Here is a 22241-nt window from a genome sequence, read left to right on the forward strand (position 1 = left end):
CATAGGGTACAAATAATAGAGTCTTAAACTCAGGAGGTGGCAGTACACATGGGTACAAACCAGAAGAACACGCCAACACGCCAAAGTGAACAAGACGATCAGAAAGCTCAGTTCAAGCAATTTGTAGAAGGCACAGCGGCAGCCCGGGAGCATCCTGCGCGAAAGGATGAGAAGGCCACGGGAACCCATCAGTATATGGACGAGCAGAATAAGTTGATAGACCAGCATAATTTGCGAAAATAGAATTGTATATACGCAGAATGAAAGAAACCTCAGCCGCGGCTGAGGTTTCTTTCGTAAGGTTACAAGGTTTGTCCAGTACTTACTTTCTGGATGAATACACATTGATATGATCGATATGGCCCAATTTGCCTTTGACAACCTTCATGGGACCTACAAATTTTAGTTGAAATTCACCTGCATGATACACATAAATTTTGTCCGTCCCGCTAAACCTAATATCTGCAGGCATACCCAGCGCAGAAATGACCGCGCTAAAGGTCAAGGATTTGATGCCGTGGTTTGGATCCACATTTTGCCCGAAAGCCCGAAGATCGTACACCACGTCTCCGCTTCCTACACCGAAAGCAAAGGCGCCTGTACCCATACCAATGTTGTAAAACTCATAATTATTGCCGGCCGAAGGACCTTTGGTAGGTTTTCCCCAGGTTTTGTGCACCGTTGAAATGAGGGTTTTGCCAGCGACAAAAGGAGTTCCGGGTATTTTACCTTGTTTAGCTAATGTATATATCCCCTTAATATAACTATTCGGAGCTTGGTTAGCCGTTGTTGCTGAGACTGGATTTTTGCTTCCTTCCGCGTGAGTTTCAGCAACCGTGGCAAGTGACCCCACAGATATTAAAGCGGCAAGTGTGACTTTAGACCATTTGTTCATCAGCATTGTGTTAGTCACCGTTCTTCACCTTCCATTCTTAGTTGTATGATGCTCCTTCATTGTAATAAAGAGTTGCGTCTAACTTGTTTCTGTATGTTTCAAAATGATATAAACTATGTAAACATTTATATAATAAAATAAACAAAGGACCTGCCGAAAATTCATTGCAAACAGATCCTTTAGTTTAGTTCAAAATGAAATTAAATCAGTCTCTTGATAACTACAGAAGCGTTCACGTTCGCTTGTGTACCTCCCGCTAATGTTTGTAGCGTCACAGCAGCTGAAGAAGTGTGATTTCGAAGAGTTAATACATCTCCGGATGCCAGCGCAATAATAGCCTGACCTGTGTTCTGTTGTGTCCCTGCCCCTGAACCATATATGGTACCTGCAACCGGGGCACCATTAAGGAATAATCCAAACTGGTTAGGCTCAACACCCGACACAGAGAAATTAATTTCATAATCCCCTGCATTGGTTACTGCTATCTGAGCAGAACCTGGAGCGTGTGTAATGCCTGGCGTAAGCAGACCGTTTGTGTCAAAAATAACGTCCGCCTCAATAGGTACCACCTGAGCGCCTAAATTATAAATATATCCAAATTCAGTTATTCCGCCTGTTCCTGTAGCTCCTGTAGCTCCTGTAGCTCCAGTGGCCCCAGTGGCTCCTGTTGCCCCCGCGGGACCAACGGCCCCGGTAATTCCTGCAGGGCCAGCAGGTCCGGTTGCCCCTACCGCGCCTGCAACGCCGACACTTCCTGCGACACCTACACTACCTGCGGTACCAACGCTTCCGGCTGAACCTACCGCACCAGCGGGACCTACAGCTCCGGCTGCACCTACAGCTCCGGCTGCACCTACATTGCCTGCTGAGCCGACAGAACCTACACTACCAACTGAACCCGCACTCCCTACGCTACCAGCTGTACCAACGGCTCCGGCGCTGCCTACCGTACCTGCAGCACCAACACTTCCAGCAGCGCCTATCGCCCCTTGAGGAATAGTTACACGTACAATTTGCTCTTGAACGACAATTTTCTTGCAGCAACATTTGTTTGTTGCTGGATTTTTTTTCTTATGTTTTTTCTTAGTTGGGCATAGGATGACTGTTTTCTTTTTGCAACCTTTTTTGGGCTTTGGTACAGGACAACCCATGAAGACACCTCCCTAGTGATTTGTTGTATACTACTCCAATCATCTAGGGAAGGCATGGACTTATGTCTTGAGAAGCGTAGACGCTTGTCTATTTATTAAAGGAAATAGGCATTGCATATGGTAAATCCATCTATTGTTCCTCCGCAGGTTCCAGCTCATTACGGGACAACTTCTTTACCGATACCACCTTACCGCTCTGGTCTAGTGCGGTAACAGTAAGGACTTTCCCGGCATGTCGAGGAACTCTGGCAAGCCATGAATGCTGTTCATCCCTTGGATGGTGAGCACGAATGAGCTGCGGCTCCGCTTCATATTGGGCCCCATCGGAAATGTGTAACTTGTGAATGTTTTGATTGGTTACAGCACCTAATAAGATGGGGAACGGTGAATCCTGCCGGCCGTTGTATGGCAGATACTCAACAAACAGTCCATCCGATTGCGCGCCTTGACCTCCCGACATGGATCCTCCCCAAGCCCATTTCCATCCTCGCCACGTCCATCGCACGTGTTCAACATTAAGATCATAATGGTTTTCTTTCATAAACCTGCGATAAAGGACAAGGACTCCATTCTCTACAGCTTCTGTGTGAACATATACAGGATATTCGTTATAACTGCGGAACTTCGTAATGGCAGCTTGCGCTGCTTGTGACTCCGTAGAGTTTATATCCGTTGCATCTTTAATTCTTACTTTTTTAATCTCTTCCGATGACAGAGTGCCCAATATAACTAGGCACATGGATAAAGTGACGGCCACCAGTCCTATCCAATATTTCCTTTTCATGATCAACCCTGCTTCCTTACTTCGTATTAGTCTGCTTAAGAGTTCAGTGATAACGTCTAACCTTTGTACTATATCACATGGCCCAAACCCCCAACTCTTCCTCAACATACTCTACTGTAAACATCAAGGAAAGGGCTGTTGACTGTGACAAACTATCAGGTTGTATGGAAGGGTCCCGTGCAAAAATCAACCGGGTTGGGCACGGCTAGTCGGGAATATGCTGTTGCTCTCCACCGCCAAGGCGTTGATATCAAAATCTTATCCTCCCGGCGATCATCCTCCCCTTCCTTAATTACCTCCCTCTCCAACAAGCGCTATGCGGCGAATAAACCAAAAGTCCTTATACATCATGGGCTTCCCCATCAACTAAACTGGGCCAAGGCTAGAAGGACTTATGACTATATTCTGCTCAACACCGTATGGGAGACCACCAAGGTCCCTAGAAGCTGGTTTCCAAGCATTAACCTCTACGATGCAATATGTGTTCCTTCCGTCCAAAATAAGACTGCTTTGCGTAACAGCGGTGTAAAGGTTCCGGTCTTTCTTGTACCGCATGGAGTCCATACCCGCACCTTTACCCCCAGGAACCGAAAAAAGCCCCTGCCGTTTCGCAAAGGGACCTTTATATTCGTCTCCGTATTTACATTTCAGCATCGTAAAAACCCGGAAACCTTACTGCGCGCCTTTTGGGAGGAATTTTCCGCTACAGACAAGGCAGCACTTGTCATAAAGACTAGCGGGTTTGGATCTCGTGAGTCTGGTGCATGGATTAGAAGACGTATTCGGACCTATAAGAAGAGATTAAATTTGCGTAAGATAACCGCCCCTCTGCAACTTATCACGGGTTACACCAGCCCGCGAAGCCTAAAAGGTTTGTATACGGCAGGAAATGCTTTTGTTCTTCCAACAAGGGGAGAAGGCGTCGGCCTGCCGTTTCTTGAATCGCTAGCAAGCGGGGTACCGGTTATCTCTACACGATGGGGAGGACAAATGGATTTTCTTAACGACAGGAACTCCTATCTTGTAAGTTATCAACTGAAGCCCCCGGCATTGCGTATGAAGCAAGCCATCTCCCGCACCTTCCGGCCTTTATTCGCCCAACCGGGTCAGCGATGGGCGGAGCCAAGTCTGAGCAGCCTGAAGAAGCAGATGAGGAAAGCCTACGCCGACCCGACTCTATGCCGGAGAAAGGGTGCCCAAGGCCGATCAGATATGAAGAAGCAGTCTTGGAGACATGCTGGTCAAGCCATGAAACAAGCGGTGGAATACGTAATTCGCAACAAGAAGCGTAAATTCTGAGTGATGGCCGACACAGTGATTGCGCTGTGACCGAGGTTCAAGGGGAGTGGCCACTTTATTAACTCCGCCATATCTCACCCAAAGCATCCTCCAGCTTCCCGTAACGAAATGTGAACCCTTTTACCGATAGACGCTCCGGCACCACCCAGCGGCTTTTGAGAATCAACTCCGTCTCCGTTCGGATCAGCATAGCTCCGATCTCTAGCAACCATCTCGGGGAAGGCAGTCCAACCCTAACACCAGCCGCAACGCGCAACTGCTTCATGAATTCCTGGTTCATAACCGGATGCGGTGATGAACAATTAAACACTCCGTTAAGCGTCTTATGTTCCATAATAAATTGTACGATGCGAAACACATCTTCAATATGGATCCAGCTAAACATCTGTCGCCCCGACCCTTGGACACCGCCCAATCCGAAATTTACCAAGTTTCGATATGGTCCGATTACACCGCCGTCACGCCCCAGAACTATGGCCATTCGCAGGGCTGCCTGCCGTACACCCGGAACCCGGCACGAGAAGAACGCTTCCTCCCACGCCTTGGCAACATCAACGGAAAACCCCGTCCCCAATTCGCCGTTGTCTTCGGTCATAGGCCGGTCCTCGGCATGTCGGTAAATGGTTGCCGTACTCGCGTTCATCCACAGCGCCGGCGGCTTCGCACATGCCTTTATCGCATCCCCCAGCGCTTGCGTCGTATCCACCCGGGAGCTTACAATCTCCCGTTTATTCTTTTCATTGTAACGGCAATCCACAGACTTTCCCGCCAAATTAATGACAACATCGGCCCCGTCCAAAGCATCTATAATTGATCTCCGATCCGACCAGGAGATATGTCCGTTCCCCCGTGAAATGATCTTCACAACATCCTGAAGTTCCCTGAACTTTTGCTCCAAAAAACGTCCTACAAAGCCCGTTCCGCCAGCCAGCACAATTTTTCGATTCATCATAAACGCTCCTTAGAAACCAGTTATACAAGAATCATAGCTTAAGGAATTCGCTTGGGGCAGTTCTAAATTTTATAGTCCTCCTCCTAATTTATATTGTCAAGTGTAATCTTCTGAGAGAATCTTCATTACTTTCTAATAGTGATGCAGTAACGCTTGCCATACAAGGTTCTTTCCTCGTGTTGGTAAATGGTGGTTGTTTCAAAATATGTTAGGGTAGTTTCAGGTCATCATCTGGTTCAACCCATTACATATTTGGAGGTACACATCTTATGAGTAACAAGTCTATCCCTTCTCTCAGCAAAACAGTACTTAGCGTCACACTGGGGCTATCTATAGCATTAGCCGGAAACGGAGTTATGCCGCAACCTAAAGCTCATGCCGCGTCTGCATCCGTAACCAACAAACTAATCTCTTCAGGCAAAAAATACCTAGGCGTGCGATATCAGTTTGGAGCATCTTCGAATACGACCAGAGCTTTCGACTGCTCTTCTTTCACACAACGTGTGTTTAAACTCAATGGCGTGAAGCTGCCCCGCTCTTCCAAACAACAGGCTAAAGCGGGTACATATATTTCCAAAAGAAATTTGAAAGCCGGGGATCTTGTTTTCTCGGATACCAATCGTGACGGTATTATAAATCACGTATCCATCTATATCGGCAACGATCGTCTGATGCATACTTACAGAGTGGGAGTCGGTGTTACGATCTCTAAGTTCTCTGGCAGCGCATGGGATCGTACCTATAAGACCGCCCGCCGTGTAATCTAACGTCCTCCAAACAGCAAAGGGCTATCTCGTCATCATGAATGACGAGATAGCCCTTCTTGGTTGAATTGATTATTTGCGATTCTTCATCCATTCCGGAAGGAAAATATGTAATTGTACTAGGGTCAAAAACTATGAACTTCATCATATGTTTAATCCCTAGTTTGTCAATGGGATTTATGGACTACTCACTCATGCCGAATCTCTTGGCATTTCTGGCTTTGGCGCGTTCGGCCTCTACTTCCCTGTTGCGAGCATCCGCATTGGTTACCAGGGAATCCAGTAACTTCCGAGCCACAGCGGTAACGTCCGTAACGGCGTCATGAAATGCTTTTTCATTAGCCTTCGATGGCTGCTGAAATCCGGAAAGTTTTCTCACAAACTGCACGGCCGCTGCCTCAATCTCCTCTTCCGTTGCCGGAGGATCGAAGTTAAATAATGTCTTGATATTTCGGCACATCCGAATAACCCCCTGTTGATATATTTTTATACCTCGACATGTTTCCCCAGTTTCTTCAACAGTCCGATCGCATGTTGTTTCTCATCCCCCGTAAGTCCGCTCATCATCCCATCAACGAAAGCCGCATGTTTCGGAAATATACTTGTAAATAGCGCTTGGCCTGCTTCCGTCATTTCAGCATAAGTCACTCGGCGGTCATCTGCGCTCGGCACTCGTTTAAGTAAGCCTCTTTTTTCGAGCTTGTCGATGTTGTAGGTTATGCTGCCGCTCGTTACTAAAATTTTTTCCCCGATTTGCTGCAATGGAATTCTTCTTTTGTGAAAGAGAACCTCCAGGATTGTAAACTCCGAAGCGGAAAAGCCATGGGACTTCATATCTTTGATGGCTTGATCCATGACGGTTTTGTAGGCTTTAGACAACACAACAAACAATTTCAGCGATACAGCTTCACTCTCTTCATTTAGAATCGACTGCGATACCAATCTGCGGCCCCCTGGATTTCCGACATGGTGAGCTGATGCCCGTGAGACTCCCAGTGAACTTCAACTTCCGCACCCGCCCCGTCCAACAACTGCCTAAGTTCCTCTGTTTCCTGCGGGGAACATATAGGATCATTTCGGCCGGCTCCGATGAACACCGGTAATCCGTTCAGTTCCGGCAGCTGCATATGGCGGCGGGGAACCATCGGATGAAGAAGTATGGCTCCTTTAAACACTTGCTCATAATGAAACATCAAGCTTCCCGCGATATTGGCACCGTTGGAGTACCCCACTGCAATCATATGTCCACGCTCAATCTCATAATCTTCAGCCGCTTGATCCAGAAATTCATGAAGTTCTTTGGTGCGCGCAATCAGATCCTCTTCATCGAAGACCCCCTCGGCAAGACGCTTGAAGAAGCGGGGCATGCCGTTCTCCAACACGTTACCTCTGACACTAAGCACGGATGCGGAAGAGTTCACAATGTCTGCAATCGGAAGCAAGTCGTTCTCTGTTCCTCCAGTTCCATGAAAGAGTACAAAGGTCGGCGCCTTCGGGTCAGAGCCTTTCCTGAATAAATGTTTCATCATTGATCCTCCTTCAGCACACGGACTTGAATCGGCGACAGTCCCTGCTCGATCAGCATTCGCTTCTCTTCAAACCAATCGGGAAGCATCAGCTTTTCTCCCAACTTCTCAAATGGCTCATCCTTCGTAAAACCCGGCGGGTCCGTTGCAATCTCGAACAGAATCCCACCCTCTTCACGGAAATAAAGCGCGTTGAAATATTGTCGATCTACAATAGGCGTAACTTGCAACCCGCTTTGTTCCACCGTCGCTCTCCATTGTAGATGGTCCTCATCGTCCTTGGCGCGCCAAGCGATATGATGTACCGTTCCCGCGCCCCCGTGACCCCATTCCATTGCGTTCGCGTTGATATCAATGTAGTTCCCCAGATCCCCTTCCGAACGGAAGCGGAGCAGATCGGCATCGGAGCCGACATAGGTAAAGCCCAAGATTTGCTCCATAACTTCCCGCGTTTTTTCAGGATTGATGCTGTAGAGGACAGCGCCGCCAAACCCTTTAATGGCCATCTGCGCCGGCACACCGCCGAACGCCCACTTGCTCTCCGGTCCCTCCGCGCGTTCCACAATTTCCAGCTGCAGTCCGTCCTCATCCCTGAACCGAAGGAATGTCTCATTGAAACGTGTCATCTCAGTGAAGGAGACGTTCAGCTTCGTTAACCGCTCACGCCAGAACTCAAGCGAACCAAGCGGCACCACAAATGTGCTCCACCCCACTTGTCCTCCGCCAATCTTGCCTTTGCGGCCTTGTGCAAACGGGAAAAAGGTCATAGCTGTACCCGGACTTCCGCTCTCATTGCCAAAATATAAATGGTACACTTCCGGAGCGTCAAAATTTATCGTCTTCTTCACCAGCCGCAATCCTAGCACACCTGCGTAAAAATCAATATTGTTCTGAGCATCTCTGACAAAAGCTGTGATGTGATGAATACCTGCAGTTTTCCGGGTCATCTCAGTACCTCCATTATTTTGAGTATTTACTTTAAAATTAAGTATCTTAAATTTAAGATAATTATACCGCTAATGATTTACTTTTGCAATACTACGTTTTCCATTATAGTGTGAAGATATACTTGTTAAGAAGAGGATCGGTGAAATGATGCGAACGATACGTAATGTGAAACCAGAGGATTTAAATCAACTTTCATCCATCGAACTTCAATGCTTCCCCGAGCAGAAGGCCGCGACACGTGAAGCGTTTCAGGAACGGATTCGTCTGATTCCGGACAGCTTTTGGGTAGCCGAAACGAATGGGATCATTGAGGGTTTTGTGAACGGTCCCGTTACAGAAGAGGCCTATATTACAGATGATTTGTTTACGAGTACCAAAGAAAATCCGCCATTAGGCGGACATCAAACGATTCTGGGACTTGCAGTACCTCCGCATCTGCAGAACCAAGGTATTGCCGCCGGACTGCTTAAGCATTTGGAACAACAGGCTTTTATGGTGAAGCGGCAATCGGTAACACTCACTTGCAAAGAAGAGTTAACCGCTTTCTATGAGAGACGCGGATATATCAACAAAGGTGTCTCCGCTTCAAATCATGGCGGTATCGTTTGGTACAATATGACCAAAGAATTACATAAATAAAAGCCGGACCGAGCAACTCGGTCCGGCTTTCATATGAAAGGGTTTTAGAAACGCTTAGCCGCTTCAATCGCTTGTTCAATCGCCTTAGCTTTAATGTCTGCAGCTTGATCCGGCGCAACTGCCATGCCTTCAACAAACAGTTTCTCTACAGAAGGAATGCCAAAGAATCCCGCAATCGTCTTCAGGTAACGGTGACCCATTTCCACTTCTGCCGCCGGGCCTTCCGAATAGATGCCGCCGCTTGCTTGAATGTGGAACAATTTCTTGTCCGTCAGAAGTCCAACAGGACCTTGCGCAGTATACTTAAACGTTTTACCTGCAACGCTGACAGCATCAATGTAAGCTTTCATCACTGGAGGGAACGAGAAGTTCCACATTGGATTAACGAACACATACTTGTCTGCGGCAATGAACTGATCAACCAGTTGACCGAGGCTGCCCACTTTGCGTTTCTCTTCGTCGGATAATGCCGAAAACTCGGTTCCTGATGCCAACTTGCCCCAGCCGCTGAACACGTCTGTATCAATCTGAGGAACATCCACACTGTAAAGATCCAAGTGAACTACTTCGTCCTGCGGGTTGGATTCACGGTACGCGGAGATGAATTCTTTACCTACCGCCATGCTGTAAGAAGCTTTGTCGTCGTGCGGGTGTGCCGTAATGTATAATACCGTTGCCATTGGAAAATCATCCTTTGCGATTTAATGTATGAAACCTTTATCATTATGTAGATTTAATAGCGGCTTCAAACACATTATAAATAATTCGCTAAATAATATCAAGTTAATTACTTATATTTAGTAAAATATTAATAATAGAGCATGAATAAGCTGCCGGCGCAATCGACGGCAGCTTTTCCAGTTACTTATTCATCTCATCGGTTAGCTTACGGATTATTTCTGATTGTTCCCTTGTAAGAAACTTCTGACCTGTCTGATTCTTGAATTTCTGAACTAACGCCTGCAACCCCGTCCAAGTAAGCGTAACCTTGAATGTAACTGTTAACCAAACCTTATTCCCTGCATAATCTGTGGCCTCAAACGTATAGGAGTTGATCCCCCACTTGAATAAATAAGCCGGTCCCGTAATATTTCGGCATGTTGTTGATGCTACCCCGGACAACTCATCCACCGCCTGGCAGGTGATGCTCACCGTCTCGTTTAAATTGTAGGTTCCCTTGTTTCCGTCCACTTGGATCACAGGCGGATCATACTCAGTCGTTCTAACCTTGAGCACATCGCTGACCTCCGATGTATTTCCGGCCAGATCCCGCGCTTGTATGGTGAAATGATACTCCTGGTATGGAGTTAGTCCGCTTAGTTTCACACTGTAGACGGATCCTGTAATCGTCTGTTGCAGAAAAGTGCCGTTATAGATATCATAGCCGGCGATCGGTCCCTGGTCCGCGGAAGGTTCCCACGTTAACGTAAAGCCGGAATCCGTAATCTCCTTCGCATGGAGGTTAACCGGTTTCGTAGGAGCTTCCAAATCAGGAATTACCTCCCCTTTCTCGCCAATGAACTCTACTTCAGCCATGTTGCCGTGACTGCCTGTCGGCGCAAGATATCTGAAGTAACGATACGCGTTCGGATCAGCGATGCTGATCTCCGTCCAACCCGGCTGCGGTGAAGCTTCTATAACATGAAGGTCACGGTAACCGCTCTCCGGGGACTGGTTGGAGCCTTGAAATCTGCCTCCAACCGCTCTCCCTGCGGCCCATGACGTATCCAGTGTGAAGAACCGGATTGTCACAATGCGGTGCTCATTCCCTTCGCCCGCATCCATCCCCGCATAATTGCCGTCAGCCTGTTTGGCATCATAGTACGTATCAGTCTTGCCATCGAACACAGCGGTGAAACCGCTGCCTGTTCTCCATGCCTCACCTGAGCCAAATACAGTACCGACTATTTCCTGAGGGCCTGTCGGCACATCGGTGAGCGGTTTCGTATAGATTGTGGAAGGCATAGGCGTTAACACGTAATCATCCAGGTATGCATAATAGCCGCTAGCCGGCTTCCATATAAATACGTTCGCATCCATCACTTCTGCCGGGGTGGTGAAAATTACGTACTTGGTTTCGTACGCATTGGGTTTGGTGATACGGATGATATGTTTAATTTGTTCAGCGCCTGCTTGTGCGCGATACTGTACGCCCGTATGAACTTCGCCGTCTTCGCTGGTCACTTGACCTGAAACGCTCAAGATATAAGTTGTGTTTGGCTCCAGCTGGATATCTTGTTGGCCTCCGCCGACATTTAACCCGACTTTAACAGCTTTCGTTCCGGATTGAGGCCTTTCTTCCGCCATCGTTCGATTGCCGTAACTCGACCAGTTGCTATCTCCTGATTCAAAGCCGGAATTGAGCAGCAGATTGGGAATACGGGTCAAGACCAGATCGTCTACAAAGAGGAAACCGCCGTCGTCTGAGGTCTTGTTCAAGAAAATACCTGCACCCGTCACGGTTCCAGGCGTTGTGAAGATGACTTGACGGTACTCAAAGTCGCCGAAATTGGTAATAGCTGCTTTATGTTGGGTTACTGGTGTGCCTGCGCCTGTTTCCATCTCTATTCCAAGCTCACTCGGCAGATCCGGCTTCTTGTCATGCTTTAACCAAGCGCCCAATACATAGGTCGTATTTGCTTCCAACGGCACAAATTTTTTGACTCCGCCTGCCATGGTGCCCAGCTTAAGAGCATGTGCGCCCGTATGGACAGGGGCGGTTACAACGGCCTTGTTGTTGAAACCTAAGCCATAATTCACCCAGCCGCTGTCGAGCAGTCCGGATTCAAATCCGCTCTCTGACAGAAGGTTCGATATTCTGGTCAAATACATATCATCCACATAAGCATTGGCCGCTGTGCTGTTCTTCCACACAAACAGATTTCCTTCCACCAATGAGGGAGGCGTCGTGAACATCATCTGCTGCAACGCGTAGTCCCCGCTATGATCGTAGTACAGGATATGCTTGGTTTGGGGATCCCCGGCCGCTTTACGATATTGCACCCCGATCTCCGTCTTGGCGTTCGGCGTAACATCATGCTTCACCCATGCGGTCAGCAAGTAGGTTGTATTCGGTTCCAGAACGACATCCTGCCCCCCGCCGCCGACACCTGGCCCTACCTTTAATGCTTTAGCGCCTGTATGCGGCTGCTCCGCGACGACGCTGCGTCCTCCCCAATTCGTCCATTGTACATCGCCCTGCTCAAAGCCGGGATTCAGCGCAAGATTCACATGATCCGCAGATTTCAGCGCAATGTATTGGAATAAAGCGTTATTCGTTGTGTTTCCGTCAGCCGTCGTATGCGTATTGTTCATAACGAAGCTAATGGCCGAATTGGCAGTTAGGGTCACGGGCTTGGTGCCCTTTAGCACAAGACTGCCTCCTGGGGCAATCGCGTTTAAGCTTTCTACGGTTTCCACGGGAATGCCGTTGATAAAGAATGTACCCGCTGTCTTGCCTCCCGTTGCTGCTTGCGCGCCTTTGTTGTCAATCCGCGCTTCCAATGTCACAACGTCGCCGAAATAGTAATTTGTCTTTGCCGGTAAGGGCTTAACCTGCGCAACTAGCGGATCTGCGCCGATCGCAGCCGGTTGTCCCTGCACAATCAGCGTTAGAGCGTTATTGTCCGGCTTCGCGTCCGCACCGTAGCTGCTATCTGGTTCAATGACCGCTTTCACGTTAACACTCTGTCCGGATAGCGTGATTTCCGGTGACAGAACCGGCACGGATTCCTTGAACATCAGCTCGCTGTTCAGATCAACTGCAGCCGCTTTAACGTCATTGATATAAAATCCGATTTGCAGCGAGCCCGTCACTTTCTTATCGCCGGTGTTGCTTACAAGCGCCAGCAAGCGGGTTTTGTCCCCCACTTGGAACGTTGTGCGATCCATTTGCAGCGATGTAACGCCCAAATCGGAGATATCCGTAATATTGTGGTTATCGTTCCATACCGAATTGCCTTGCCGGGTCAGATTGGATGGCTTCAAACCGTCCGTTCTGTCGATACAATAACCTCCGTGGCATGCGGGTGCATTCGCCAAACGGTAAGTGTCCCCCGCGAACCAGCTCCAGACGATCCTACCGATTCGATTAGCGCCCGCCACTTCGCGGACCGTGTCGATAACGGAGGTTACTTTGCTGTTGTAAGGTGAACCATACTCTCCGATATGGAATGAAAGTCCTTTGGCATGGACTTTGTCGATGTAGTCCTGCAGACGTTTCTTTCCGTTCGGCAATACCGCGCCCCCGCTTTCCCAGCTGTCATACATATGCAGGGCGAACGTAACGTTACCGTATGAAGCAAGCTGCTCGCCATAGGTAAGCACCGCGCTTTGGGACTCCACAATTTCCCCGAAATTCTGCTTCGTTTCGGATGCGAACTGAGCGCCGTCCACCACAATCATATTGTTAGCTCCGGCCTCTTCCCGGATCGCCTTGATGACCTTCTCATGGGTTGTTAAGAATTGCGGCGAAAGATTTCCAGGTTCATTCATGATATTGAACCACACATAAGGATTGTCCTTATACTTGATGGCGAGATTTTTGTGAAATTCGGCCAATTCCGTCAGGGAAGGTGTTGTCGTATCCGTATAATAGGAACCGGAGAAATCGTGCGCTTCCACCTGAACCACGATACCCGCAGCGGTATACTTATCTATAATTTTATAAAGATGGTTGATATCCTTGAAAAAGGAACCCGGACCGATTTTACTGTTCACCCGAATCGTATTGAATTTCCATACATCTTTCACTAACCGAATCTCGGAGTCCGGTGTCATATCTCGATTCCAATACCAGTTATAGCCGTCCACATTGACGCCCTTGATGATAAATTCGTCTCCGTCCGGATTCAGAATTTTCGTGCCGTCTACATTAAACACACCGGCAACCGTCTGAACGACCGCAGTCGCTGGCGCCGAGATGTTGCCTGAAGCGTCTTTAGCCCGCACCGATACAAGATTCTCTTTGGCCGGAATCAACCCCGTAAGCGAATAGGTCGTCTGTGTTGTCGTACCCACCTTCTGAGTACCTACATAGACATCATAGCCGGTTACTGCGACATTATCGGAAGATGCTGACCATGCGAGCTTGGCTTTGGTGCTCTTCGTATCGCTGACAGTGAGTTCCCCGGGTACTGAAGGCGGCGCATTGTCCGCATCGGGATCTTCATAACCGTAAACCTCAAATTCAGGTAATCGAATGGTGGAATAAGCGCCCTGCTCAGGCACTTGAATCGTCAGCTTCACAAACTTGGCCGATCTTTCGTTGATGAGATGGGTTGTGCTGGATTGGCTGTTTCCGGTTACACGTACGGCTTCAGACCAAACCGTGCCGTCCGAGCTCAACGCGATGGTAAATTCCTTCGTGTTATAGGATGGAGATTCTACAACGCCCCCATGCTTGAGTACGAATTTAGAAACGTTATAGTGCTGCCCCAATTCGACTTGAAGCCAGCCGTTCGCGCCGTTCCCTTGACACCACTTGGTATAGATGTTACCGTCCAGTGCCTTGGCGCCGCTTTCGCTGCTGTTGCATTGTCCAGATGTTACAGCGGTTTTGTTAAGGGCTACATTCCGCAGAAGAGGCATCGTAGTCACCTGGACACTCTCGCTGGCAGATGAAACGTTATTCTCGCCGTCAACCGCTTTTACGGTGAATGCATAAGCAGTGGATGCGCTCAAACCGTTGATTGTAGCTGCGTAAGTGCTTCCGTTCACGCTGGCAAGCACTTGACCTGTATTATTCAGAATTTGATAACCTATTACAGCAACATTATCTGTGGATGAATTCCATGTTAAGGTCACGGAAGTATCGGACTTCCCGGTAAGCCTCAGACCTGACGGGGCCGAAGGAGCCGCTTGATCCCGGTTAGGATCGGGTACACCGAAAACTTCGAATTCATTGATTCGCGCTGCCGTCTCCGTTGATACCTGAGCCGGCTGGTCCACGAGCAGCTTTACATATTTTGCGGTAACAGGGGATATTTCGTGAGTAGATACATTATAGGTATTCGCTGTTACGGACACGTTGTCAGACCAGGATACACCATCGAGGCTTGTCTGAATTCGATAGGCCTTCGTATTCCGGACAGGCTGCTCCCATCCCGCTCCGGCGTGAGCGATTGTGAACTTCGTAACGATATGGGTTCCTTCCAAATAGACCTGAAGCCACGAACCCTCCCCCTGGCCGGCGCACCACTTGTTGTTAAGGTTACCGTCGAACGCTTTCGAAGGTCCCTCTGTGTTTGCATTACATGAAGCGGAAGCTGAGGCCGGTTTATTTAACGCAACGTTCACAGGAGCGGAAGGAGCCTCCGCGTGAGCTGTTAATACAGGGGCCGACGTGAATAATCCGTACGGAAGCAAATTACATAACAACATTATAATCAGAATATGGGGCAATCGTTTGGTCATCATAAACCTCCCTGGATTGTGTATTCAATTTCAATTCATTTCACCGTAGTCAGCTTCCGAACGTAATTTTAATCGTCTTAATTTCATAAGGCTTGATATCAAACCGTATCTCATGCTCGTGAACAGGGCCGCAATTCTCCTCCAATAAATTAGTGAACCGCCAATGTCTATAAGGAAACGCAGGAATCAGCTGCAGGTTCGCCGAACTCCCCTTGTACTCATGAAGCCGCACAATCACATCGGTTCCCGCTTCCGTTTGCTTTACGGTATCCACCCATACACAGTCGGCGGACAAGGTAAATAAAGAAAGCTCCTCCGCGGCCATCCCGCCTTGAGTAACCGTTACGGGCTCATTTAAAAACCACGCGGCCGTCTGGGTATTTCCATCAGCCCAATCTCCTTCATGGGGATACAGACTGTAAGTAAATGCGTGCTCTCCCTGATCCGCGTTCGGATCCGGCCAAACAGAGCTTTTGATCAAAGATAATCTCATAACGCTGTCTTTAATGTCGTAGCCGTATTTACAGTCATTCAGCAAGCTTACTCCGTATCCCCTTTCCGACACATCGGCCCATTGATGCCCGCAGGTTTCAAATCGCGCATAATCCCAACTTGTGTTCCAGTGGGTAGGGCGGCGAACGTTCCCGAATTGAATGTCGTACGTGGCCTCCGTCGCGCGAATTTGAACAGGAAACGCAACCTTCAACAGTTGCTGCTTCTCATGCCAATCCACTATGGTACGGAAATCGATTCTTCGTGACTCGCGATACAGCATCATATTTTGACGAATGACGGATTTTCCATAAGTCCATTCCAGCTTTACGGTTACACGCAACGGCCCTGCTTCAAGGACTTCAATGCAAGTCGCATTCGTTACTTCACGCCCATGCTCCAAGCTGAATATATCGATATCCCAGGCGTCAAAATTCAACGGTTTATCCTCAAACACCTGAAAAACATTCCCTTTTGACCCTACAGCCAAAACATCGCGTTCAGCTGTACGATCCCAAAGTCGGGTAATTTGACCGCTTGCATTCCAGCTTAACTTGTAGAAAGGAGTGATCAGGCCATCCTTGGTTAACTCAAAAGCTTCAAATTTCGTCAACAGTTCCTCGGAGTCGTTTATTGTGCTCTCAAGTGTGGTATAACCCAGAGAAGGAATACCCGGTACATAGACAAGCCAGCCTTCCTCCGTCGGCTGAACATCGAGTTGTTTGCCGTGTTGCGTCCAACGGACCGACTCGCTTTGTTCACGATATAAGTCATCGGAATACGAATAAGGTATGACCACGTAGTCCGCCCGAATCTGATTGGAACTGTTCCAGATCGTATAAACCGCACTGTTGTTTTCATTGGATTCAAGGAGTGATGTTACGGCTTCCTCTTGAATTGAATGAACTAGCCCGAAGGCTTCTTCATACTCAAGCTCCGCATCGGCGTATACCTCCGCAATGGATGAACCCGGAATGATATCATGAAACTGGTTTCGAAGAACAATTTTCCAGGCTAGATCGAACCGGGCTTTATCATAATGACTCGGTTCTCCCTTGACGAGAGAATTCATTACCCCAAGCCACTCCGCCCTGCGCAACGCAATCTCGATCTGTCTGTTCCAACGCTTGACTTTGGCTTGACTCGTGTAGGTTCCGCGGTGATACTCGAGGTATAATTCACCGTCCCATACATGGACATACCCGTCGTAGGTATCCACGCGCTTCTTCAAACCGGAGAAATATTCATCGGCTGTGCCTGTTACAATTTCGGGCAATCCCGGCATCTCGGACAAAGCGCGCCGCATCTCGAGCATGTTCCGGTTCACCCCCCCGCCGCCGTCCCCGTATCCATAGGCAAGCAACAGCTGGTTATTCATTTCTTTATCCTTGTAACTGTTCCAAATGCCGGTGACGGTGGAAGCTCTGACATCCCCGTTGTACGTATAGAACCACGTATCGGATTTGGCATCCGGCTCAGGTGTGGTGATGAAATGCACCAACACCTCCGAACCGTCCATCCCCCTCCAGCGGAAGGTGTCGTGCGGCATACGGTTGTACTGATTCCAGCTGATTTTCGTAGTCATCATAACGGGGATCCCGCAACCGCTAAGAATTTGAGGCAGTGCCCAACTGTAACCGAACACATCGGGTAACCACAAGTACTTGCATGCTTGACCGAATTCCTCGCGGAAGAACGCTGTTCCATACAGAATCTGACGGACCAGCGATTCTCCAGAAGGTAAATTGCAGTCCGCCTCCAGCCACATCGCTCCCCCCGCTTCCCAACGTCCTTCCTTCACTTTCTCCTTGATCTGCGCATATAACTCCGGAGAATCCTCTTTAATATATTCATAGATTTGAGGCATCGTCTGGAGAAATTTATATTCCGGATATTCTTCCATTAACCGCAGGACGGTTGTGAAGGAGCGTTCCGCTTTCTCCCTTGTGTGCTGCAGCCTCCACATCCAGGCTACGTCGATATGAGTATGCCCGACACAGGTTACCGTAACCGGATGCTCGGTTTTCATGGAAGACAAGGCCAGATTCAGCACATCTAATGCTTCCGCTGTTGATTGATAAAAACGGTCTGATCCGGGTTCGGACCAATCCAGCCTGCTGAACGCCCGATCCAAAACCTTAAGAAGTTCCTGATATTCGTATCGGTGTTCATTCAACACATTTAAAGTTTCCAGAACCGCCTTGCCCCGGGTGCACAATTGATCCGTTGGGACATCCATCAAACTGAGCTCAAATTGCTTAAACACATGCTCTTGTTCTGTCTGAGGCCCTCCGAACTCATGACCGGACCATAACCTGAAATGCAGCCTAAAGCTTTTCCCCTTGCAATCCATGGGAAACAGCACTTCTTTATGATGAATATCCACACCTTGGTAAGGCGCTCCGTCCACATAAAGCAGCGACTCAAAACCTCCCAGATTCCCGCCGAAATTAGCGCCAAAGTCAAACCGTCCGGTAACCCTTCCGGTATGCCATGCTTCCGGCACCTCGATTTCCGTGTAGATCCATGCGTATCGGTCTCTCCCTTTCCACCGGCTTCCCGTTGTCCGCGTCTTCCAACCCGAATGCTCTGATGCAGGCGGTGTCCTGAAGGGTTGCCCGATCGGCTCTTCCAGCATACGAAACTCATGAATGTGCAGATTTTCTTTGAAACGGTAGCGCTCCAGTTCATTTATTCTTGCTATTAATTTTTTTAATTGGAGAAACACAAGCATCTACTCCTTTACTGAACCAAGCATAATGCCTGTCATGAAATATCGCTGCAAGAAAGGATATACCAGCATAATAGGCAGTAACGTTACGAAGATCTTGGCGGCGTTCACGGTTCGTTGCGAAACCGATCTCAGCAATTCGATATCTTCCTCGCGGTATTCCTTGGTGGGATCAATCTGAACCACAAGCTGCTGCACATAGGTCTGCAGAGGATAATTCTCTTCTTTATTCATATAAATCAATCCGTCAAAAAAAGAGTTCCAGTGACCGACCATAGTAAACAGAACGATGGTGGCAAGGATGGGAACCGATAACGGCAGATAAATGACGAAGAGTTTATACCAGGGTCCGGCACCGTCTATAGAAGCTGATTCATCCATTTCCTTGGGCAAGTTCCGAAAGAAGTTAACCATTAAGACGACATTAAATACACTGGCCGCGCCCGGTAACACCAATGCCCAGATTGAGTCAATCAATCCCAGATCACGAATCGTTAAGAAGGTCGGAATCAACCCGCCGTGGAACATCATTGTGAAGATACAGAACCACATATATACATTTCTTAAAGGAAACTGTCTGACTTCCCGCGATAAAGGAAAGGCCATTAGGGTAATGACGCTCAAGGATACAATGACACCTAACACAACCCTCTTCACCGATACCCATGCCGCGTCAAAAAATTTCTGGTCACTGAGAATATTTGCGTAGGAATCCAAAGTGAAGCCTATCGGCCAGAAGGATACGATGCCTGCGGCGGCTTTGGAGCTGTCGCTTAGGGAAACGGCTAAAGTATTTATAATGGGCGTGACAGAACCCAATGCCAGCAGAGCAAGAATCAGAAGGATCGCGATGTCCGCCATTTTGGAACTCAACGTTTTGTTTTGGATCATGTGCGTACCCTCCCGTCAAAATATTCTGTAATTGGCAAAGCGATAAGCCAGATATGATGATACACCGATGAGTATAAAGCTCACCACGGATTTAAAGAGTCCTATTGCAGTTGCGATTTCGTACTGTGCCTGAGATAGGCCTAACCTGTAAACATAAGTGTCTATAATGTCTCCGGATTCATAAACAACGACATTATACATATTCAATACCTGTTCAAAGCCCGCATTCAGAACACCCTGCATGCTTAATGTGGCCAATAGAATGATGGTCGTTGTCAAGCTGGGTAACGTAATGTATTTCAAGTTCTGCCACCTGTTAGCGCCGTCAATAGCGGAGGCTTCATACAAATTGGGATTAATGTTGGTTAAAGCGGCAAGATAGATAATGGCACCAAATCCGAAATCCTTCCAAGTATCCGTGCCTACCAAAATGGCCGGGAACCATGCGTTGCTGCCCAAAAAAGTGATGGCATCAACGCCCATAAGGCCTAAGGTTTTGTTAATTAAACCTTCATTAGAAAACATATCTTTAAACATACCGGCCAAGATAACCCACGATAGAAAATAAGGAAGATACACCACAGTTTGCACCGTACGTTTAAACCATCGGATCCGAACTTCATTTAACAAGAGGGCAAATACCAACGATGCCACATTATTCGCAATTATCTTCGCCGTTGCGATAAACAGCGTGTTATAGACCACTTGAAAACTAAGCGGATTGTTAAATACGGATCTGAAATGCTCAAAGCCGATCCATGGAGAACCCCAGATGCCCGCCACAGGATTAAATTGTTTAAATGCCAGAATCACCCCGAACATCGGATAAATACTGAATATTAACAGCAATAAGATACCAGGGAGTAACATGAGGTGGTAATGGGAACGTTCAACTTTGTTATTCATAACAGCACACCAGCCTATTCCGAAAGAAAGGAGTGAAAGCGCCCGCTTGCTTCGCTCGCACTCCTTCCCTGATCTGTAATGTTATTTCTTTAACAGCTCTGTCATTTCTTTAATAATCTGATCTCCGCCTTGCTGTTTCCATGCTTTTACCATTTCGTCATAAGCGCTGATTGGCTTCTGTCCCATTACAATCGCCGTAATTTCTTTCTTGGTCAGATCGTCCAGAGGCGCCGATTTGGCAGTCGTGGTTTCTGTAGTCAGGTAAATCGGCTCAATATATGCTTTCGGCGTATTGGTCAAAATTTCAGATGCATCGCCCCAGGCCCGCTGAGCCGCCCAATTGTCTAGATTTTTGGGGTCTGTTTTGAATTTTTGAATACTGTCAAAATGCTTTTGAAACTCTTCGGTTAAGGTTGATTTATCATTCTTGTCCAGCGCTTCCTTCAACAGTTTATACTGTCTTTCGATTTCATCCTCATACTTGGCTGCCGCCGCCACAGGCCACGGCAAGAATTTATTGTAGCCGCCCTCTTCCACTTTCTTCTCCCACAGCTCCGTCAGTTCAGGAATACGCTTCAGTTCGAATTCTTCGTTAATATTAACAAGCTTCATCGCCAGCTCTGGGTGCTTAAATCCTTTCTTCACCACAACCCATTGCCATGAGCGCTGCTTAGCTGTTCCATACCACTTGCCGTCATCACTCAGTATTGCATATGGTTTCCAATCGGCGTTCGGGTCGTTCTTCATCGTTTCATTCAAAGGATAATAAGGGCCCCACCATACCCATTGCATAATGCCCGCTTTACCGTTAGCGATCATTTCGTTGTTTTTGGCCTCATCCTTCAATGCGAATTCCTTGTCAATGAGACCTTCCTTATATAACTCGGCCATTTGGGCCACGCCCGCTTTGTATTCCGGCGTATCCATTCCGCTCATGACCTCGCCTTGCTCGTTTTGTATCATAAGTCTTGTTGCTTTGTTAGCATAAAAGCCTAAGTTAAATGTGCGAGGATCATTCCCCACAATGAAACCGGCTGTGTCTGCTTTTCCGTTACCGTCAGGATCCTGGGTTTTGAAAGCTCGCGCGATGTTCGTCAGGTCTTCGAACGTTTTCGGAGGCTGCAGACCTAATTTATCCAGCCAGTCCTGGCGAATCCATGCAAAATCATGACCCTCGGATTGAACGGATAAGTTCGGAATCGCCATCAGCTTACCGTCAAAGGTCACATCTTCCAACGCTTTGTTACCCGCCGCTGAATGAAAATCTTTGAATGTGGGAGAAGCATAATCTTCATAAACTTTGGTTACATCTTCAATCATGCCGTTCTGTACTAGCTTCTTTAATTGATTCAAATCTCCGACAACAAATATATCCGGAATATCATTACTGGCAATAGCCAAATTCAGGCGGTCCCGAAGACCGTTGTTCTCCGCTGGCGCGGTCCAAATCACTTTCGTCTCAATATTGTAATTCTCTTTCAAGTAACGTGTCGCATGATTATCCTCGTAGGAATTTCCCTCGGGAAATTTCACATTGGGCCTTGTGCCGATCGCGGTGGTGTAACTGACCGGTTCAGCATATTTACCGAAGGGATCCGCCTTTTCAACCGGTGTTGGCGTTTCTTCGGTGGAGCCTTGGTTTGTTGCGTTCTTGCCGTCTGACACCGCGTTCGCATTGTTGTTGGTACCCGCCGAATTGCTGCAGGCCGGTAAAGCGAGCAGCATGACAGCCAGCGTTGCCGTCAGCCATCGGGAATAATAATGTTTCATTTCTTGAACCCTCCCATGATTAAGATCACTTATTTACATTTTCATTGTATAAGTAAACGCTGTCATTCCGTGAGTGAAC

General features: G+C 48.0%; 18 protein-coding genes and 1 pseudogene. 5 read left to right on the top strand and 14 right to left on the bottom strand.

What is annotated here, in order from left to right; all coding sequences use genetic code 11:
* Positions 1-48: 48 nt before the first annotated feature.
* Positions 49-243: a hypothetical protein gene (locus SY83_RS21275; RefSeq protein WP_068610197.1), complete on the top strand. Its 195-nt coding sequence runs from the start codon at positions 49-51 to the stop codon at positions 241-243.
* 79 nt (positions 244-322) lie between these two features.
* Here SY83_RS21275 and SY83_RS21280 read toward each other — a convergent pair whose 3' ends face one another.
* From SY83_RS21280 to SY83_RS21290, 3 genes are all read right to left on the bottom strand, one after another.
* The gene (locus SY83_RS21280) at positions 323-901 is read right to left on the bottom strand and encodes a YjgB family protein (protein WP_068610199.1); all 579 of its coding nucleotides are present in this window, start codon (positions 899-901) and stop codon (positions 323-325) included.
* A gap of 194 nt (positions 902-1095) precedes the next feature.
* Complete coding sequence (locus SY83_RS21285) at positions 1096-2046, bottom strand: collagen-like protein (RefSeq protein ID WP_082882679.1); 951 nt, start codon at positions 2044-2046, stop codon at positions 1096-1098.
* A 130-nt stretch (positions 2047-2176) separates the two neighbouring features.
* A complete protein-coding gene (locus SY83_RS21290) occupies positions 2177-2830 on the bottom strand; it encodes a hypothetical protein (RefSeq protein ID WP_068610200.1) in 654 nt (217 codons plus the stop codon).
* 177 nt (positions 2831-3007) lie between these two features.
* Between SY83_RS21290 and SY83_RS21295 the strand changes: the two are divergent.
* Together SY83_RS21295 and SY83_RS23820 are read left to right on the top strand one after the other, a co-directional pair.
* Positions 3008-3799, top strand: a pseudogene (locus tag SY83_RS21295) (glycosyltransferase family 4 protein); the annotation flags it as partial.
* 21 nt (positions 3800-3820) lie between these two features.
* Complete coding sequence (locus tag SY83_RS23820; protein ID WP_407944641.1) at positions 3821-4129, top strand: hypothetical protein; 309 nt, start codon at positions 3821-3823, stop codon at positions 4127-4129.
* Positions 4130-4187: 58 nt separating this feature from the next.
* Here SY83_RS23820 and SY83_RS21300 read toward each other — a convergent pair whose 3' ends face one another.
* A complete protein-coding gene (locus tag SY83_RS21300; protein WP_068610202.1) occupies positions 4188-5078 on the bottom strand; it encodes a TIGR01777 family oxidoreductase in 891 nt (296 codons plus the stop codon).
* A gap of 272 nt (positions 5079-5350) precedes the next feature.
* On the opposite strand from SY83_RS21300, the gene SY83_RS21305 reads away from it, so the two are divergent.
* Positions 5351-5848, top strand: a complete 498-nt coding sequence (locus SY83_RS21305; protein ID WP_068610205.1) for a C40 family peptidase — start codon at positions 5351-5353, stop codon at positions 5846-5848.
* Positions 5849-6029: 181 nt separating this feature from the next.
* Here the strand turns inward: SY83_RS21305 and SY83_RS21310 are convergent, their stop codons facing one another.
* Genes SY83_RS21310 through SY83_RS21325 form a run of 4 tightly spaced genes read right to left on the bottom strand, consistent with a single transcriptional unit; the run spans position 6030 to position 8318 of the window.
* Positions 6030-6305 carry a DUF2277 domain-containing protein gene (locus SY83_RS21310; RefSeq protein WP_068610208.1) on the bottom strand — a complete coding sequence of 92 codons (276 nt, stop codon included), beginning with the start codon at positions 6303-6305 and terminating at the stop codon, positions 6030-6032.
* 26 nt (positions 6306-6331) lie between these two features.
* Positions 6332-6787, bottom strand: a complete 456-nt coding sequence (locus SY83_RS21315) for a MarR family winged helix-turn-helix transcriptional regulator (protein ID WP_068610210.1) — start codon at positions 6785-6787, stop codon at positions 6332-6334.
* Complete coding sequence (locus tag SY83_RS21320) at positions 6766-7371, bottom strand: alpha/beta hydrolase (RefSeq protein WP_068610212.1); 606 nt, start codon at positions 7369-7371, stop codon at positions 6766-6768. The genes SY83_RS21315 and SY83_RS21320 overlap by 22 nt, the downstream gene beginning before the upstream one ends.
* On the bottom strand, positions 7371-8318 hold the full coding sequence (locus tag SY83_RS21325; RefSeq protein WP_068610214.1) for a ring-cleaving dioxygenase: 948 nt from the start codon (positions 8316-8318) through the stop codon (positions 7371-7373). Before SY83_RS21325 ends, SY83_RS21320 begins: the two co-directional genes overlap by 1 nt.
* 148 nt (positions 8319-8466) lie before the next feature.
* On the opposite strand from SY83_RS21325, the gene SY83_RS21330 reads away from it, so the two are divergent.
* A complete protein-coding gene (locus SY83_RS21330) occupies positions 8467-8958 on the top strand; it encodes a GNAT family N-acetyltransferase (RefSeq protein ID WP_068611284.1) in 492 nt (163 codons plus the stop codon).
* A gap of 44 nt (positions 8959-9002) precedes the next feature.
* Here the strand turns inward: SY83_RS21330 and SY83_RS21335 are convergent, their stop codons facing one another.
* The 6 genes from SY83_RS21335 to SY83_RS21360 form a co-directional block, all read right to left on the bottom strand.
* The gene (locus SY83_RS21335; protein ID WP_068610216.1) at positions 9003-9638 is read right to left on the bottom strand and encodes an FMN-dependent NADH-azoreductase; all 636 of its coding nucleotides are present in this window, start codon (positions 9636-9638) and stop codon (positions 9003-9005) included.
* A gap of 181 nt (positions 9639-9819) precedes the next feature.
* The gene (locus SY83_RS21340) at positions 9820-15372 is read right to left on the bottom strand and encodes a discoidin domain-containing protein (protein WP_068610218.1); all 5553 of its coding nucleotides are present in this window, start codon (positions 15370-15372) and stop codon (positions 9820-9822) included.
* A 49-nt stretch (positions 15373-15421) separates the two neighbouring features.
* Positions 15422-18592, bottom strand: a complete 3171-nt coding sequence (locus SY83_RS21345) for an alpha-mannosidase (RefSeq protein WP_068611286.1) — start codon at positions 18590-18592, stop codon at positions 15422-15424.
* Between the two features lie 6 nt (positions 18593-18598).
* Positions 18599-19486, bottom strand: a complete 888-nt coding sequence (locus SY83_RS21350; RefSeq protein ID WP_068610220.1) for a carbohydrate ABC transporter permease — start codon at positions 19484-19486, stop codon at positions 18599-18601.
* A 15-nt stretch (positions 19487-19501) separates the two neighbouring features.
* A complete protein-coding gene (locus SY83_RS21355; protein WP_068610222.1) occupies positions 19502-20392 on the bottom strand; it encodes an ABC transporter permease in 891 nt (296 codons plus the stop codon).
* A gap of 81 nt (positions 20393-20473) precedes the next feature.
* Positions 20474-22162, bottom strand: coding sequence for a type 2 periplasmic-binding domain-containing protein (locus tag SY83_RS21360; RefSeq protein WP_068610224.1), 1689 nt, complete (start codon positions 22160-22162; stop codon positions 20474-20476).
* Positions 22163-22241: the final 79 nt, after the last annotated feature.

Origin of the sequence: Paenibacillus swuensis (assembly GCF_001644605.1) — a bacterium.
Lineage (GTDB): Bacteria > Bacillota > Bacilli > Paenibacillales > DY6 > Paenibacillus_N > Paenibacillus_N swuensis.